Source organism: Micromonospora sp. BL4 (assembly GCF_003667505.1).
Lineage (GTDB): Bacteria > Actinomycetota > Actinomycetes > Mycobacteriales > Micromonosporaceae > Micromonospora.
The window spans coordinates 1-14,242 of the sequence record NZ_RCVJ01000210.1; the positions used below are offsets into that span (position 1 = coordinate 1).

General features: G+C 73.4%; 13 protein-coding genes and 1 pseudogene. 6 read left to right on the plus strand and 8 right to left on the minus strand.

The features are described 5' to 3' along the window. A pseudogene (locus tag EAD89_RS27530) lies at positions 1 to 494 on the plus strand (hypothetical protein); the annotation flags it as partial. Between the two features lie 49 nt (positions 495 to 543). Here EAD89_RS27530 and EAD89_RS27535 read toward each other — a convergent pair. The 5 genes from EAD89_RS27535 to EAD89_RS27555 all read right to left on the minus strand — a co-directional run bounded on the left by EAD89_RS27535 (position 544) and on the right by EAD89_RS27555 (position 4,994). Then, on the minus strand, positions 544 to 1,086 hold the full coding sequence (locus tag EAD89_RS27535; RefSeq protein ID WP_121677732.1) for an ATPase: 543 nt from the start codon (positions 1,084 to 1,086) through the stop codon (positions 544 to 546). Between the two features lie 126 nt (positions 1,087 to 1,212). Further along, a complete protein-coding gene (locus EAD89_RS27540) occupies positions 1,213 to 1,659 on the minus strand; it encodes a response regulator (RefSeq protein ID WP_121677733.1) in 447 nt (148 codons plus the stop codon). Between the two features lie 68 nt (positions 1,660 to 1,727). After that, positions 1,728 to 2,075, minus strand: coding sequence for an STAS domain-containing protein (locus EAD89_RS27545; protein WP_121677734.1), 348 nt, complete (start codon positions 2,073 to 2,075; stop codon positions 1,728 to 1,730). Between the two features lie 118 nt (positions 2,076 to 2,193). Then, positions 2,194 to 3,231, minus strand: coding sequence for a B12-binding domain-containing protein (locus tag EAD89_RS27550; protein ID WP_121677735.1), 1,038 nt, complete (start codon positions 3,229 to 3,231; stop codon positions 2,194 to 2,196). Further along, positions 3,228 to 4,994: a PP2C family protein-serine/threonine phosphatase gene (locus EAD89_RS27555; RefSeq protein WP_121677736.1), complete on the minus strand. Its 1,767-nt coding sequence runs from the start codon at positions 4,992 to 4,994 to the stop codon at positions 3,228 to 3,230. The genes EAD89_RS27550 and EAD89_RS27555 overlap by 4 nt, the downstream gene beginning before the upstream one ends. 196 nt (positions 4,995 to 5,190) lie before the next feature. On the opposite strand from EAD89_RS27555, the gene EAD89_RS27560 reads away from it, so the two are divergent. Further along, the gene (locus tag EAD89_RS27560) at positions 5,191 to 5,529 is read left to right on the plus strand and encodes an STAS domain-containing protein (RefSeq protein ID WP_121677737.1); all 339 of its coding nucleotides are present in this window, start codon (positions 5,191 to 5,193) and stop codon (positions 5,527 to 5,529) included. Positions 5,530 to 5,607: 78 nt separating this feature from the next. On the opposite strand, the gene EAD89_RS27565 is transcribed toward EAD89_RS27560, so the two are convergent. Then, the gene (locus EAD89_RS27565; RefSeq protein WP_121653454.1) at positions 5,608 to 5,922 is read right to left on the minus strand and encodes a hypothetical protein; all 315 of its coding nucleotides are present in this window, start codon (positions 5,920 to 5,922) and stop codon (positions 5,608 to 5,610) included. Positions 5,923 to 6,122: 200 nt separating this feature from the next. On the opposite strand from EAD89_RS27565, the gene EAD89_RS27570 reads away from it, so the two are divergent. The 3 genes from EAD89_RS27570 (at position 6,123) to EAD89_RS27580 (ending at position 9,182) form a co-directional block, all read left to right on the plus strand. Beyond that, a complete protein-coding gene (locus tag EAD89_RS27570; protein ID WP_121653453.1) occupies positions 6,123 to 7,100 on the plus strand; it encodes a DUF2267 domain-containing protein in 978 nt (325 codons plus the stop codon). Positions 7,101 to 7,221: 121 nt separating this feature from the next. After that, positions 7,222 to 8,016 carry a spermidine synthase gene (locus tag EAD89_RS27575; RefSeq protein WP_121677738.1) on the plus strand — a complete coding sequence of 265 codons (795 nt, stop codon included), beginning with the start codon at positions 7,222 to 7,224 and terminating at the stop codon, positions 8,014 to 8,016. A gap of 86 nt (positions 8,017 to 8,102) precedes the next feature. Continuing rightward, complete coding sequence (locus EAD89_RS27580) at positions 8,103 to 9,182, plus strand: AI-2E family transporter (RefSeq protein ID WP_121677739.1); 1,080 nt, start codon at positions 8,103 to 8,105, stop codon at positions 9,180 to 9,182. On the opposite strand, the gene EAD89_RS27585 is transcribed toward EAD89_RS27580, so the two are convergent. Together EAD89_RS27585 and EAD89_RS27590 are read right to left on the minus strand one after the other, a co-directional pair. Continuing rightward, a complete protein-coding gene (locus EAD89_RS27585) occupies positions 9,153 to 10,454 on the minus strand; it encodes an NAD(P)/FAD-dependent oxidoreductase (RefSeq protein WP_121653451.1) in 1,302 nt (433 codons plus the stop codon). The two genes, EAD89_RS27580 and EAD89_RS27585, sit on opposite strands and share 30 nt — an antisense overlap. A gap of 63 nt (positions 10,455 to 10,517) precedes the next feature. Continuing rightward, positions 10,518 to 12,674, minus strand: coding sequence for a glycogen debranching N-terminal domain-containing protein (locus EAD89_RS27590; RefSeq protein WP_121677740.1), 2,157 nt, complete (start codon positions 12,672 to 12,674; stop codon positions 10,518 to 10,520). A 118-nt stretch (positions 12,675 to 12,792) separates the two neighbouring features. Here EAD89_RS27590 and EAD89_RS27595 point away from each other — a divergent pair, with 118 nt between their 5' ends. Then, a complete protein-coding gene (locus EAD89_RS27595; RefSeq protein WP_121677741.1) occupies positions 12,793 to 14,241 on the plus strand; it encodes a M20/M25/M40 family metallo-hydrolase in 1,449 nt (482 codons plus the stop codon). Position 14,242 lies beyond the last annotated feature (1 nt).

Consider the following 14,242-nt stretch of genomic DNA (forward strand, 5'->3'; position numbering starts at 1 on the left):
CCCCCACCCGCGCCGCCGTGCGCAAGACGGCGAAGAAGCCCGTCAAGCCGCGCCGACCCCGACCGGTCGCCGGGCTCGACCAGGCCCAGATGGACAACGCCAAGATCATCGTTGACGTCGGGCTGGAGATGAAGATGCCGCGCCGGGCGCTGGTGGTGGCGCTGTCCACCGCCATGCAGGAGAGCAACCTCTACAACCTGGCCAGCTCCGTGCTGCCGGAATCTGCGCAGTACCCGAACCAGGGCAGCGGCTCCGACCACGACTCGGTCGGACTGTTCCAGCAGCGGCCCAGCAGCGGCTGGGGCACGGTGGCCGAGCTGATGCGCCCGTCGTACGCCGCGCGGGCCTTCTACGAGGCGCTCAACGAGATCCCCGGCTGGCAGGACATGAGCGTCACCGCCGCCGCCCAGGCCGTGCAGATCTCCGCCTTCCCCGACGCGTACGCCCAGCACGAGGAGCGGGCGACCACCGTCGCGGCGGCGCTCACCACCTGAGGCGGCAGCCAACGGCCCTGACGCGGCCGTGTGAGCCCGCAGCGGCGCGTCAGCGGCTGTGCGCACCGTCCCGCCCGGCCGGCGGCTCCAGGCCCACGTCCCGGCCACCGGCGGCCACCCGCGTCGCCGGTACGCCCGTGCCCGCCGCCGCGGTCGGGGTGTCCGCGGGCACCGGCTCGACGGCCACCCCGCCGAGGATCTCGTCCACCCGCTCCTCGCGCCGTCGGCGAGCCTCCAGCGCCGCCTCGAAGTCGCGCCGGGCCTGCATGGCCTCCGCGTACGCCCGCTCGCGTACCTGCCGGGCCTCCTCGCGGGCCTCGTCCAACTCGATCCGGGCCTGGGCCAGAATCTGGGCCGCCTCCCGCCGCACCGCGTCGCCGGCATGCCGGGTGCGCGCGGCGTCGCCCAGATCCAGCCGCTGGAGCAGCCCGCTGAGCCAGGTCGCCTCCTCGCGGATCTCGTCCCAGACCCGGGCGGTCCCGGCGGCGCCCTCCGCCCGCGCCGCGAGCCGGGACAACCGGATCCCCAGCTCATCCAGGCAGGAATCCACCTGCCGCTGGTCGTAACCGGTCTCAACGACGGAGAACCTCATACTGTCGCCCCCCAGGCAGCTGCTGTTTCTTCCCCACCTGGATCCTCGACCGCGACCGGAGCGACCGAGGGTGTTCGGGAAAATTGTTCAGCATGCGAGAGCGCGTAGGGTTCCGCCCCGGGGAGGTCAGCCCCGCTTCGGCAGCACGACCACCCGGCCGAAGAACTCGTCGATACGGCGCACCACGTCGTTGAAGTCGTCGAGGTCGATCGGCTTGGTGACGTACGCGTTGGCCTGCAACGTGTAGCTGCCCACGATGTCGGTGTCCGCGTTCGAGGTGGTCAGCACCACGATGGGGATGGTCCGCAGATCCTCGTCCTGCTTCACCGCGCCGAGCACCTGCCGGCCGTCCATCCGGGGCATGTTCAGGTCCAGCAGGATGACGTCCGGCCGGCGCGCCTCCACGTGCCGCCCCTCGGCGCGCAGGAACTCCATCGCCTCCTCACCGTCGCTCACCACGTCGATGACCTTGTCCACGTCGGAGTCCGCCAACGCTTCCTCGATCATCAGCACGTCGCCCGGGTCGTCGTCCACCACCAGGATGCGTACCGGATTTGGGCTGTCTGCGCCCATCACTACCTGCCTCGGATCAGCGGGGACGGGACCAGAAGGTCACCGTGTTGGCGGGGAAATCTAGCCCATCAGGGGGCAGCGCGGGACGCCGGGTCGACGGTGTCCGGTTGGTAGTGCAACACGTCGGCGAGGCCGGTGACCCGCAACACCCGCTCGACCCGCCCGGTGGCGCCGGTGAGCCGCAACCAGCCACCCGCGGCGGCCGCCCGGTTGTCACCGCGAACGAACACGGCCATCCCGGTGGAGTCGCAGAAGGTGAGGTCGGTGAGGTCGAGCAGGATGCGGCTCTCGCCCGCGTCGGCGAGCCGGTCGATCGCGGCGGCCAGCTCGGGGGCGGTGCTCAGGTCCAGCTCACCGGCGAGCCGCAGGCAGTGGCCGTCGCCGTCGCGCCCGGCGTACCTGACGCTGAACGTCACCGTGCTCTCCCTTCGCTCCACCGCTGGGGTGGGACGTTTGCAGTGCGGCAAGTATAAGCAGGGGTGTGCCGCCCAGCGATGGCGCGGTGATCGACAGGGGGGCGCCGCGGGCCGGCGATCAGCGGGCGGCGCCGAGCAGCGCGGCCCGGCCCAGGGTCAGCGCCCGCACGGCCCGGGGGAAGTCGCGCAACACGGTGGCGCAGTGTGCCAGGGGCAGGTCCACCGCGGCGGCGGGCACCGACCGGCTGGTCAGGATCCCCGTCAGCCACTCCACGAACTCAGTGAACAGCGAGGCGTCGTCGACGTAGAGCGCGGCGGCCAGAAAGTCGACGATGTGGCCCAGGTCGCTCACGGTCGAGTCGAGCTGGGCGGCCGTGTAGGCCCGCGTCGCCGGCACCCGCTCGCGCAGGTCGGCCAGCGCGCCGTCGATCAGCTCAGCCCGGCGCCGGACCAGGCTGGCGTACTCGTCGTCGGCCAGGTGCGACAGCTGCGCCGGCGGCACCCGACGCAGCGCCCGCTCGTCGGCGATCAGCTCGGCAGCCGCCGGCGCGTCCGCCGCCCACGGCACACCGAGCCGGCGTGCCCACCGGCCGTCCGCACCGAACCCGCGCCCGCCGACCACCACCGGCACGTCCGAGCGGCGGCACGCCTCGATCATGCGGTGGGCGTGCGGCAGCCGTACCGGCAGCGCGCAGGCCAGCGCCACCGCGTGCGCGTCGTGCTGGTGCAGGTACGACACCAGGTGCGCCGCCGGGACGCTCGCGCCCAGAAAGGTCACCTGCCATCCGCGCAGCCGCAGCACCTCGGCCACCAGCCGGGGCGGCAACGCGTGCCACTCACCGTCCATGCAGGCCACGACGACCCGCCCGCCGGTCGGACGCGGGTTGGCGTGCGCGGCGACCGCCGCCACCACCCGCTCGCTGATGTGGGTGGCCGCGTGCTCCTGGGCGACGCTCCACTCGTTGCGTGCCCACCGCTCGCCCACCTCCGACTGGGCCGGCGCGACCAGGTCAAGCAGCACCCGCTCGGCCGGCAGGCCCGCGTCGAGCAGGCCGAGCGCCACGTCGACCGCGCCGTACTCGTCGGCGTCGGCGAGGTGATCCAGATAGGCGGGGTAGACGTCGGTCAGGTCGGCTGCGGTGGACGGCGCGGTCACGCTCCGGTCTCCCTCTGCTGGTCGGGGTCGGCCGGTGCGGGCACGGCGTGCAGATGCCGCGACGGTCGTCCGCTCGGGCCGACCGCGCGCAGCGCCAGCACCGCGATGTCGTCGTGGTCGCCGTGCGCCAGCCAGTCGCAGGTGACCTGCTCGACCCGCTCGGCCAGCGCCGGCGCGGGCATCCGCTGGCAACCGGTGAGCGCGGTGACGAGCCGTTCTGGGCCAAACTGCTCGTCGCCACGGCGGCCACCACGGGCCTCGGTCACCCCGTCGCTGTAGAGCAGGCAGGTCTCGCCCGGGGCCAGCCGGACGGTCACCTCGCCGACGCGCTGGTCCGGCACCACGCCGATGAGCATGCCGCGCAGCGGCACGGTCTCCACCTCGCCGGAGGCGCGCAGCACCAGCGGCGGCAGGTGCCCGCCGCCGGCCAGGGTGAGGGTGAGACCACCCTCGCGCTCCGGCCGGGCGACGCCGAGCACGATGGTGGCGAACCGGCCCTGGCCGTGCGCCTGGGTCGTCTCCAGCAGCGCGTCGTTGAGCAGCCGCAGCAGCCGCCCGGGGTGGGACTCCACCCGGTGCAGGGCCTGGAGGCACTGGCGCAGCTGGCCGGTGAAGACCGCCGCCTCGACGCCCTTGCCCGAGACGTCGCCGAGGAAGAACAGCGAGCCGCCGTCGGCGAGCCGGTGCGAGCCGTAGAAGTCGCCGCCGATCCGCAGCCCCGCCTGCGCCGGCCGGTACGCGGTGCCCCACTGCACGCCGGCGGTCTCGGCCGGCTCTACCGGCAGCAGGCTGGCCTGAAGGGTGTCGGCCACCTCGGCCTGGTCGCGGTAGAGCAGCGCGGTGGTCAACGCCGCTCCGGCCCGGGCCGCGAAGGCGCGGATCAGCTCCACGTCGTCCTCGTCGTACGGGCGGGTCGCGCGGCGGGCCACCAGCAGCACCCCGACCGGGGTGTCGCCGCCGGGCAGCGGGACGACCCGGGCGGCGCTCTCGACGCCGGGGAGGCCGGGCAGCCACCCCGCGTCGACCGCCTGTTCCACCAGCCAGTCCACCGCGTGCGGCTCGATGCCGGTCAGCCCGTCGGCGATGGCCGTGGGCAGATCGCCGCCGGCCAGCACGCCGCTGTCCACCATCGGCGTCTCGTCGTCCACCCGCGAGGCCCGCCACCAGCGGGCCCGTCCCGAGCGCGGGGCGAGCACCAGGACGGCCACCTCGGCCAACGACGGCACGGTGAGCCGGACGACCGCCGCGGCGGCGCGGTCGGGGTGCAGAGGGTTGCCCAGCTTGTCGCCCACCACGGCCAGGAAGGCCGAGCGGGCCCGCTCGGCGAGGAGCGCGTCGGCACGGCTGACGCTCTCGGTGACGTCCTCGACGTACCAGCAGCAGCGGCCGCCGGAGAGGGGCACGCAGCGGGCGGTGAGCCGGCGTCCGCGATGCGTGAAGGCCCCCGGAATCCCGTCGCTCATCCCGCGTACGCCGGCCGCGGCGAGCAGCTCGCCGGGCACCACCTCGGGCAGCAACCGCACGGCCACCGGGCTGATGTGCCGCACGACACCGTCGGCGTCGCAGACGACCAGACCCTCACGGAAGTGCTCGACGACCTCGGACCAGTCGGGCGGGACCTGACCGCGGTCGGGGGCCAGCGGCGGCAGGGCGGCCGTCGGCCGGACCGGCGCGGCGGCGGACCACGCCGGGGCCCGTCTGGTACTCGGCGTGGAGATCCGTCCGTCGCCCGGGTCGAAGTCCCTGACGTCGGCAGCAGTCACCAGCTGAGCCTCGCTCCTTGTCGTCCGCGACCCGCACCGGAACCGGCGTCCGTGGTCAGTACTGTCCCGCCACCCTACGCCGGGCGGCCGGAAGCGGCACCTCACGGCAGTTGGGAGGCCCGGTCGTCGACCCACCGACCGGCGCGTTCCGACCCCCTGGATTTGCGTTCGGCCCGTCTGCTGCGACCATAACGGGATGGCCCCACAGCTGTTGACCATCGAGGTGAGCCGGCTCGATGGCGGACTCGTTCGGCTGCGGCTGGCCGGCGACCTCGACTACGACAGCGCGCCCGACCTGGTCGCGGCGGCGGCCGAGCTGCGCGGCGGCGACCACCAGCAGTTGACGGTCGACCTGGCCGGCGTGGGCCTCTGCGACTCGTCCGGGCTCAGCGCCCTGGTCATGGTGCACCGCGCCGCCGGGACGATCCGGCTGACCGGGGTCAGCCCGCAGCTCCAACGGCTGCTGGACCGCACCGGGCTGACTGAGCTGCTGACCGTGGAACACGCCGAGGACGACCTGCGCGCGATCGGCTGATCGGCGCACAGCGGGCCGCCCCCGGAAAGGGGGGTGGCCCCCGACCCTGGGACCTGGGGTCGGGGGCCGGAGGAATGTCTAGGGCGCGGTCATCGGCTGGAGCCGGGGGCCGCTCTCGCGAAGCTCGCCGGGCGGCGCGGGGTCGGCGTCCTCGGGGGTCCCCGAATCGGGCGTCTGGTACAGATAGCGGACGAAATCCCCACCGGACTCGTTGTCGTCCGCGCCCGGCCACTGGCCGATGCAGTCCATGCCGACCACTTCGCGGCCGGTCCCGTCGGCCTCCTCCAGCAGCGCCCACAGGCTCACCGCGTAACACCGGGTGGCGTCGGGCGTGAGCTGCCAGCGGGCGTACCAACCGGGTCGGGCGGGGACGATCTCGACGATCTGTTTCATGACGACCTTCCTTCCGCGTACCTCGGAAGAACTCCGGTCCTGAACTGATCCTGCGGGCCGGGCGGGTGAGCGCCCATCACCCGCCCCGGATGAAGCCCGGCGATGCCCGGCCGGCCCGCCCCGGCAGCGTTCGTTTCGGTGCCCGGGACGGCGGGAAGGCGACGGACGCAGGCACGATCCCCAGCGGAAGGGGTGTCACCATGCGCAAGCAGATGGAGGGCGACAACCAGCGGCGCCGGGCGATGGCCCGGCAGGCCCGCGAACAGGGTCGTCAGCCCAGTGAGTTCGGTGCCAGCCTGAGCGCGTCCAAGCAGCTCACGAGCCTCGATCAGGGCAAGCGGGCCGGACCGGCCGCGGCCGGACACCGGAAACAGGACAGCACGCGCGGTGGACCGGCTCCGCCGCCGCTCGGCGTGCCGGACAATCCCCGGCCGCAGCCGTCCCCACCGGTCGGCGCGGCGGGCACCAGCACCCTGGGCTATCACGAGCTGGTCGATGAGGTCCGACGTCGGGCCGGGGTCGACTTCAAGACGGCCAAGGTCGGCACCGAGGCGACCGTGCTGGTCCTCGCCTTCGCACTGGAGGCCGCGGAACGGCAGCGGCTGCTCACGGCGGTGCCGACCTCACTGCACGACGTGCTGCCCGTCGACGGCGTCGAGCGACACCGCGACCTGCCCGGCTTCCTGGCCGAGGTGGGCCGGATCAGCGGCCGTACCCCGGAGCAGGCCCGCTACCAGGCGGAGGCGACGCTCGCCGCGCTCGCCGCGCAGGACGGCGACCTGGTCGAGTCGCTGCACGTGCCCGACGGCCTGCGGGACCTGTTGAACCCGCCCGAGGCCGGTGGTGGCCTCATCGGCGCCTCCACCACCACACCCACCCTGGACGCGGCCGAGCTGCGGGCGGCGCTGGACGACCTGCCGTACTGGGCCGGCGACAGCGACGCCCTGTACCGGGTGGTCGCCCTGCCGCCGGACAACCTGGACCGGGTGCTCGACCGGCTCGACCAGCTGCGCGAGGAGACCGGACGCGCGCCGAGCATCGGGCGCCCCGGAGGCACGGCCGCCGTGCTGACCGTGCGGACCAACCAGGCGGACGGGGTGACCGCGCTCGACGTGGACCTCGCCCACCGGATCGACGACGCGATCGACGAGGTGGGCGCCGGGATGGCCGGCGGCTGACCGGGCACAGCGGCCCGCCGGTGCCGAGTCGGCCGGGCCGGCGTCGCGCGCCTGGCCAGGGCCGGCCCGGCTCGCCGGGCCACGGGCGGCGTGCTCCGGCGGCTCGGCTAGCGTGCCGGACATGAAGCGCGCCGCCGACCGGCTGGAACTGGTCGCCGATCCGGTTCGCCGGACCGGGCGGATGCTGCTCTCCGGCGGCGTCGAGCAGTCGTACGTGGACGTCGAGGATCCCCGGCACCTGCACTTCGAGTACGTCCGGCGGATCGCCTCAGCCGTGGACCTCGCTGCCCCGCCGGGCGACCCGCTGAACGTGCTGCACCTGGGCGGCGGCGCGCTGACGCTGCCCCGTTGGCTGGCCGCCACCCGGCCCGGCTCTGCGCAGCGCGTCATCGAGCGGGACCCGGCGGTGGTCGAACTGGTCGCCCGGGAGCTGCCAGTGCTGCCGCCCGACGTGGAGGTGGAGGTCGCCGACGCCCGGGAGGCGGTCGCCGCCAGCCCGCCCGGCCGGTACGACCTGGTGGTCGCCGACATCTACCGGGCGGCCCGGATGCCACGACACGTGCGGACCGTGGAGTTCGCCGCCGAGGTGGCCCGCACCCTGCGCCCGGACGGGCTGTACCTGGTCAACGTCACCGACCTGCCGCCACTGGTCGGCACCCGCGTACAGGTGGCGACGCTGCGGGCGGTCTTCGGCGACGTGTGCGTGCTCGGCGACCGGCGGATGCTGCGCGGCCGGCGCTACGGCAACCTGGTGCTCGCCGCGACACCCCGGCCCGGCGGGCTGCCGGTCGGCCGGCTGGCGGTGGCCGCCCTGCGCGACCCGGTGCCCGGCGGTCTGCTGCACGCCGCCGCGCTGGACGGTTTCGTCGCCGGCGCCCGACCGGTCACGGACGCCGACAACCCCGCACCGAAATGATCACCTGACGCTGGGCCGACCGCACACCACCGGGTGATCCGTGCGTGCGCGGGTTTCCGGAGGTGACCGTGGGGAAGCCGCGCCGGATGAGCAACGCCGACACGCGGGCGACCGCACGCCGGACGCTGATCGTGATCGGTCTGGTGCTGGCGACCGCGTTCGCGCTGGCCTTCGTGTACGCGACCCGCCGGGTGCTGGTCTGGGCCGTGGTGGCCGCCTTCTTCGCCGTCGCGCTCAAGCCGCTGGTGGACCGGCTCCAACGCCGGTTCGTGCGGCGGCGGGCGTTGGCCACGCTGCTGGTGTTCCTCGCCGCGTTCGTGGTGCTGGCGATCCTGGCCGCGGTCATCCTGACACCGCTGATCAACGAGCTGGGCCGGTTCGCCGAGCGGGCGCCGGAGCTGCTGCGCGACGCGCGCGCCGGTCGGGGCCCGCTGGGGCACCTGGTGGAGCGCACCGGCGCCCGGCGGTACGTGTCCGAACACTCCGAACAGCTCCGCACCTTCGGCACCCGGCTGCGGGAGCCGGCGGTCGGCGTGCTGCGCGGTGTCGTGGAGACGGTCGCCGGGCTGGTCACGGTCATCGTGCTGGCGTACCTCATGGTGCTGGAGGCGCCGCGGATCACCAGCCGCGTGCTCGCGGCGGCCGGGGACGGCCAGCGCGAGCGGTTGCGCCGGGTGGGCCGCGAGGTGTCGCGGGCCGTCACCGGCTACCTCACCGGCAACCTGGTGATCAGCGTGATCTGCGGTGTGTTGACCTTCGTGGTGCTCGCTCTCACCGGGGTGCCGTTCGCCGCCGTGATCGCCCTGCTGGTGGCGGTCGCCGACCTGATACCGCTGGTCGGGGCGACGTTGGGAGCGGTGATAGCGGCCGGGGCCGGTTTCCTGCACTCCCCCACCGCCGGCGTGGTGGTGCTCGTCTTCTTCGTGGTCTATCAGCAGGTGGAGAACCATCTGCTCCAGCCGCTCATCCTGGCCCGCGCGGTCCGGCTGAACCCGCTGACCGTACTGGTCAGCGTGCTCCTCGCGGCGGAGCTGGCCGGCCTGCTCGGCGCCCTGCTGGCCATCCCCGCCGCCGGCATCGTCCAGACCCTGCTGCGCGAGTACGGCCCGGCCCGGCTGCGCCCCGACCCGCCGGCGTCAGCGGGACCGGGCCGCGACCTCGGGTGAGGTGCTCTCCAGCGGGACCGCGTTCGCCGGGACCAGGCCGAGCTGGACCGCCGGCCGGGTCAGTGTGGCGTCCAGCGCCCAGTCGGCGCTGACCCGCGTCCGGTTACCGGGCATCGCCATCAGGTGGTACGCGCGGGTGACCGCCTTCGCGGGCAGCCCGGCCAGCGGCACGTGCAACGGGTTCGCCGCCGCGGCCTTGCCGCCCAGGTCGACCACCCAGCCCAGGTCGTGGTGCTTGTACGGCTTGCGCTGACCGAACCCGTACGACGCGGCGATGTTGTGCGCCACGCGCTTGCCCTGCCGCTGGGCGTGCTGGGCGGTCATCGTGCAGACCTGGCCGGGGCGGGTCAGGTCGGGCACTGCCGCGGCGTCGCCGCAGGCGTACACCTCGGGGTAGCCGGGGACGGTGAGGAACTCGTCGACCACCAGGCGGCCCTTCTCGGTCCGCAGGCCCAGCTCGCTGACGAACGGGTCGGGGCGCACCCCCACACACCAGACCAGGGTGCAGGTCGGCACGTACTCGCCGTCGGTGAGCTTCACCCCGTCGGCGGTCGCCTCGGCCACCGAGGTGCCCATCCGCACGTCCACCCCGCGCCGGTCGAGCACCTTGTGCGCGGTCTGCGACATCCGCTTGTCCAGCTCCGGCAGCACCCGGGGGGCGATGTCGAGCAGCATCCAGCGGGGACGGACCGTGAGCCGGGGCCGCTGGGCCTGCAACGCGTCGGTGAACAGCTGCCCGTGCGCGGCGACCTCGGTGCCGGTGTAGCCCGCGCCGACCACCACGAAGGTGGACCGGGCCCGCTGCTCGGCCGGGTCCTCGGCCTGTTCGGCCAACTCGATCTGGCGGATCACGTGGTCGTGCAGGAAGACCGCCTCGGGCAGGCCACGGAAGCCGTGCGCGTACTCGGTCACCCCGGGGATGGGCAGCAGCTTGTTGACGCTGCCCACGGCGAGCACGAGCCGGTCGTACGCCAGCCGGTTCTGGTCCCCCTCCGGCTGCGTGAAGCCCACCCAGCGGTTCTGCAGGTCCACGTGGTCCGCCTCGCCGATCACGACCCGCACACCTTTGAGCGTCCCGGTCAGCGGCACCGCGATCCGCTTGGGCTCGACCACACCGGCGGCCACCTCGGGCAGCAACGGCAGGTAGAGGAAGTAGTCGGTGGAGTTCAGCAGCACGATCTCGGCCCGGTCCCGGGCGAGGCGGCTCAACGTCTTCGCCGCGTGGTAACCGGCGAACCCGGCCCCCACGATCACCACACGAGGTTTCGTCATTGCGGCCCGTTTCCCGCCGAAGCCCGGGACAAACGTCGAACGCGGCTGCCCGTCGGGCCGTCCTCAGCTCGGCTGGAGCCAAACGTGTCCCCTGGTGCCCACCGCCTCCAGCCCCCACTCCTGGCCGAAGGCCCGCAACCGATCGGCGGTGACCCGGCCCAGTTCGGCCGGGATGTCCGGATCGACCGCCAGCCGCCCCTGCTGTGGGTCGAGCCCCAGCATCGCGCGGACCAGCGCCAGCGGAGCGCCGGCCGCCCAGGCCTGTGGGCTGCACGCGGTCGGGTACGGCACGGCGAACAGCAGCCGGTCCCGCGGATAGCCGCTGAGCGCCTCCGGCAGCCGGTGACCGAACTGCTCGGCCGCGTCGAACATCGCCAGGCCGATCCGGTTCGCCTCCGCCCGGTAGCCGTAGCGGGCCAGGCCGAGCACGGCGATCGAGTTGTCGTGCGGCCACACCGTGCCCAGGTGGTAGCCGAGGGCGTTGTAGAGGTTCTCCTCCCGGGACAGCGTGCGGATGCCCCAACCGGAGAACATGTCCGGTGACATGAGCTGGCGCACCACGGCGTCGGCCCGCTCGGGTGGCACGATCCCGCTCCACAGCAGGTGACCCATGTTGGAGGTCTTCGCGTCGACCTGGTTCTTGTCGCCGTCCAGGGCCACCGCGTAGTAGCCGCCCCGATCCTCGATCCAGAAGTCCCGGTTGAACCGCTCATGCAGGGTGCCGGCCTCGTCGCGCAGCCGTAGTGCCAGGGCCGGGTTGTCCAACGGCCCGTCGAACAGCTCGGCCAGTCGGAGCTTCGCGTCGTAGGTGTAGCCCTGCAGATCGCTGGTGGCCAGTGGGAGCACCGGGATCCGGCCGTCGGCGAAGCAGACTCCGTCCGGCGAGTCCCGCCAGCACTGGTTGCCCAGCCCCTCGGGCGAGCGGGTGGCGTACTCGACGTAGCCGTCGCCGTCGCGGTCACCGTACTCGTCGATCCAGCGCAACGCAGCCAGTGCGTTGTCGCGCAGGTGCTGGACGGTCTCGTCGTCGCCGGTCCAGCGCCAGTACTCGGAGAGCAGGATCAACCAGAGCTGGGTGGCGTCGGCCGTGCCGTAGTACGGTCCGTACGGTTTGGCGCCGGTGCGGGTCAGCTCGCCGCTGCGCACCTCGTGCAGGATCTTGCCGGGCTCCTCGTCGGTGAAGTCGTCGCACCTGTCGCCCTGAAGCCGGGCCAGCGCGAGCAGCGCCCCCTTGGCCAGCGCCGGGCCGGCGACCAACGTCTGGTACGCGGTGATCAACGTGTCGCGGCCGAACACGGTGAGGAACCAGGGCAGCCCCGCACCGGGCAGCATGATCCGCTGGCCCTTGACCTCCAGGTCCAGCCGCAGCGCGGACAGGTCGTCACGAGACTGGCGCACGGTGCGCTCCAGCGCCTGGTTGTCACACCGCAGCACCGCCCGCTCCTCGGTCCACCGCCGTAGCGGGTCGTCGGCACGGCGGTGGATCACGTCGGCGATGTCGCCGCGGACCGGCTCGACCACGCCCATCCCGGACGGCAGCGGCACGTGCAGATCGACCTTCCACTCCTGGCGCGGACGCAGGTGCAGGTCCCAGACCAGCTCGTCCCCCTCAATGCGGTCCGCCGGAATGGAGCAGCAGACCCGGGTCTGCGCCGAGAAGTCCCCGTGCTGGTAGGAGAAGCACAGCTCGGACCCGTCGGCGGCGTGGTTGCGAACAATCTCCGCGGAACGGTCCCGGACGACCGACTTGACCTCGAACAGGTCGGCGAAGTCGGCGGCGACGGCAAGTCGCAGCTCCACCCGGACCAGCTCCGGCCGGAACGACGCCAGCTCCACCCGCTCGTGAAAGCCGTCGCCGACGTAGCGCAGCCGCCGCAGGCCGAGGCTGTTCGGGGGCAGATCGGGCAGCTCGGGGTTGCCGAGCACGTACTGCGCCGAGTAGTGGTCGATGGTCTCGGCCCGCAACATCAGCAGCTCGCCGCCGTTGACCGTCAGCGTCCAGCCGCTGATCAGTCGGGTGTCCAGGTGAACCAGGCCCCCGATGCTGCCCGGAGGCACGTCTCCGGACGGGTTGGAGTACATGAACGTGGGCCCACTGAGCACCGCGAGCGCGTTCGAGCCCAGCTCGGGCGGCATGGCCCGCTGGTCACCACCCTCCCCGGGCGCCTCCGGCAGCATTCCGGGGGTCGGATCCGCGGGGGTCGCGCGCACCACAGCCATGCCACCCACCGTAGGAAGGGTGGACACCGGGTGTCATCACCCGGTCCGGGTGAAAGCCACGGAACATCCACGTCCGGTGATATGGACAGGGACCGCCATCGATGGGGAGGATGCCGGAATGGGATCTGACGACACCGGCGACCGACCCACGAGGTCCACTCGCCGCACCTTCCTGTCCGCATCGGCCGCCGCCACCGCGGCGACCGCCGCCACCGTGGCGGTGCCCGCGCTCGCCGCGCCGGCCATCGCCGACTCCGCGCCGTCCGGCCCGGGCCGCCCGCTGCGCCCGCAGCGCCCCGACCATGAACTGCGCGACCTGCTCCGCCAGGTCGATCGGCGGCGGATCGAGGCGATCGTCCGACGGCTGGCCGCGTTCGGCACCCGGCACACCCTCTCCAGCCAGGACGACCCGCAGCGGGGCATCGGCGCCGCCCGCGACTGGATCTTCGCCCGCCTCCAGGAGTACGCGGCGACCTCCGGTGGCCGGATGACCGTGGAGCTCCAGTCGTACATCCAGCAGCCGGCGTCGCGGATCCCCACCGCGACCCGGATCACCAACGTGGTGGCCACCCTGCGCGGAACGACCTCGCCGAACCGCACCTACGTGGTGACCGGCCACTACGACTCCCGGGTCTCCGACGTGATGGACGCGGTCAGCGACTCGCCCGGCGCCGACGACGACGCCTCGGGGGTGGCCGTGGTCATGGAGCTGGCCCGGCTGATGGCCACCCGCCCCACCGCCGCCACCGTCGTCTTCGCCGCGGTCGCCGCCGAGGAGCAGGGGCTGTACGGCTCGGCGTACCTGGCCCAGCAGCTCAAGGCGGCCGGCGCGGACGTCCAGGGCATGTTCAGCGACGACATCGTCGGCAGCAGCACGGCCGACGACGGCACCCGCGACCCGTACGCGGTGCGACTGTTCGCCGAGGGCGTGCCGACGGCGGAGACCCCGGCGGAGGCGAGCACCCGGCAGTCCGTCGGCGGCGAGAACGACTCGTCGTCGCGGCAGCTCGCCCGGTTCGTGCGGGACGTGGCGGAGAACGACGCCACCGGGATGCGGGTGCGGGTCATCTACCGGCGGGACCGCTACCTGCGCGGCAGCGACCACATCTCGTTCCTGCGGGAGGGCTGGCCGGCGGCGCGGTTCACCGAGCCGAACGAGGACTTCGCCCACCAGCACCAGGACATCCGGGTGGAGGACGGGCAGCAGTTCGGTGACCTGCCGGAGTTCTGCGACTTCGCGTACATCGCCCGGGTGGCCCGGGTCAACGGCGCGGCGCTGTGGTCGCTGGCCCAGGCGCCCGGCACGCCCAAGGGCGCCATCATCGTGACCACCGACCTGACCAACAACACCACGCTGCGCTGGCAGCGCGGCACCGAGCCCGACCTGGCCGGCTACGAGGTGCTGTGGCGCGAGACCACCGCCGCCGAGTGGCAGCGGGTGATCCCGGTCGGCGACGTCACCCAGGTCAGCATCGACCTGTCCAAGGACAACGTCTTCTTCGGCATCCGCGCCGTAGGCCGCGACGGCCTCCGCAGCCCAGTAGCCTTCCCCCGCCCAGGCAGCTGAC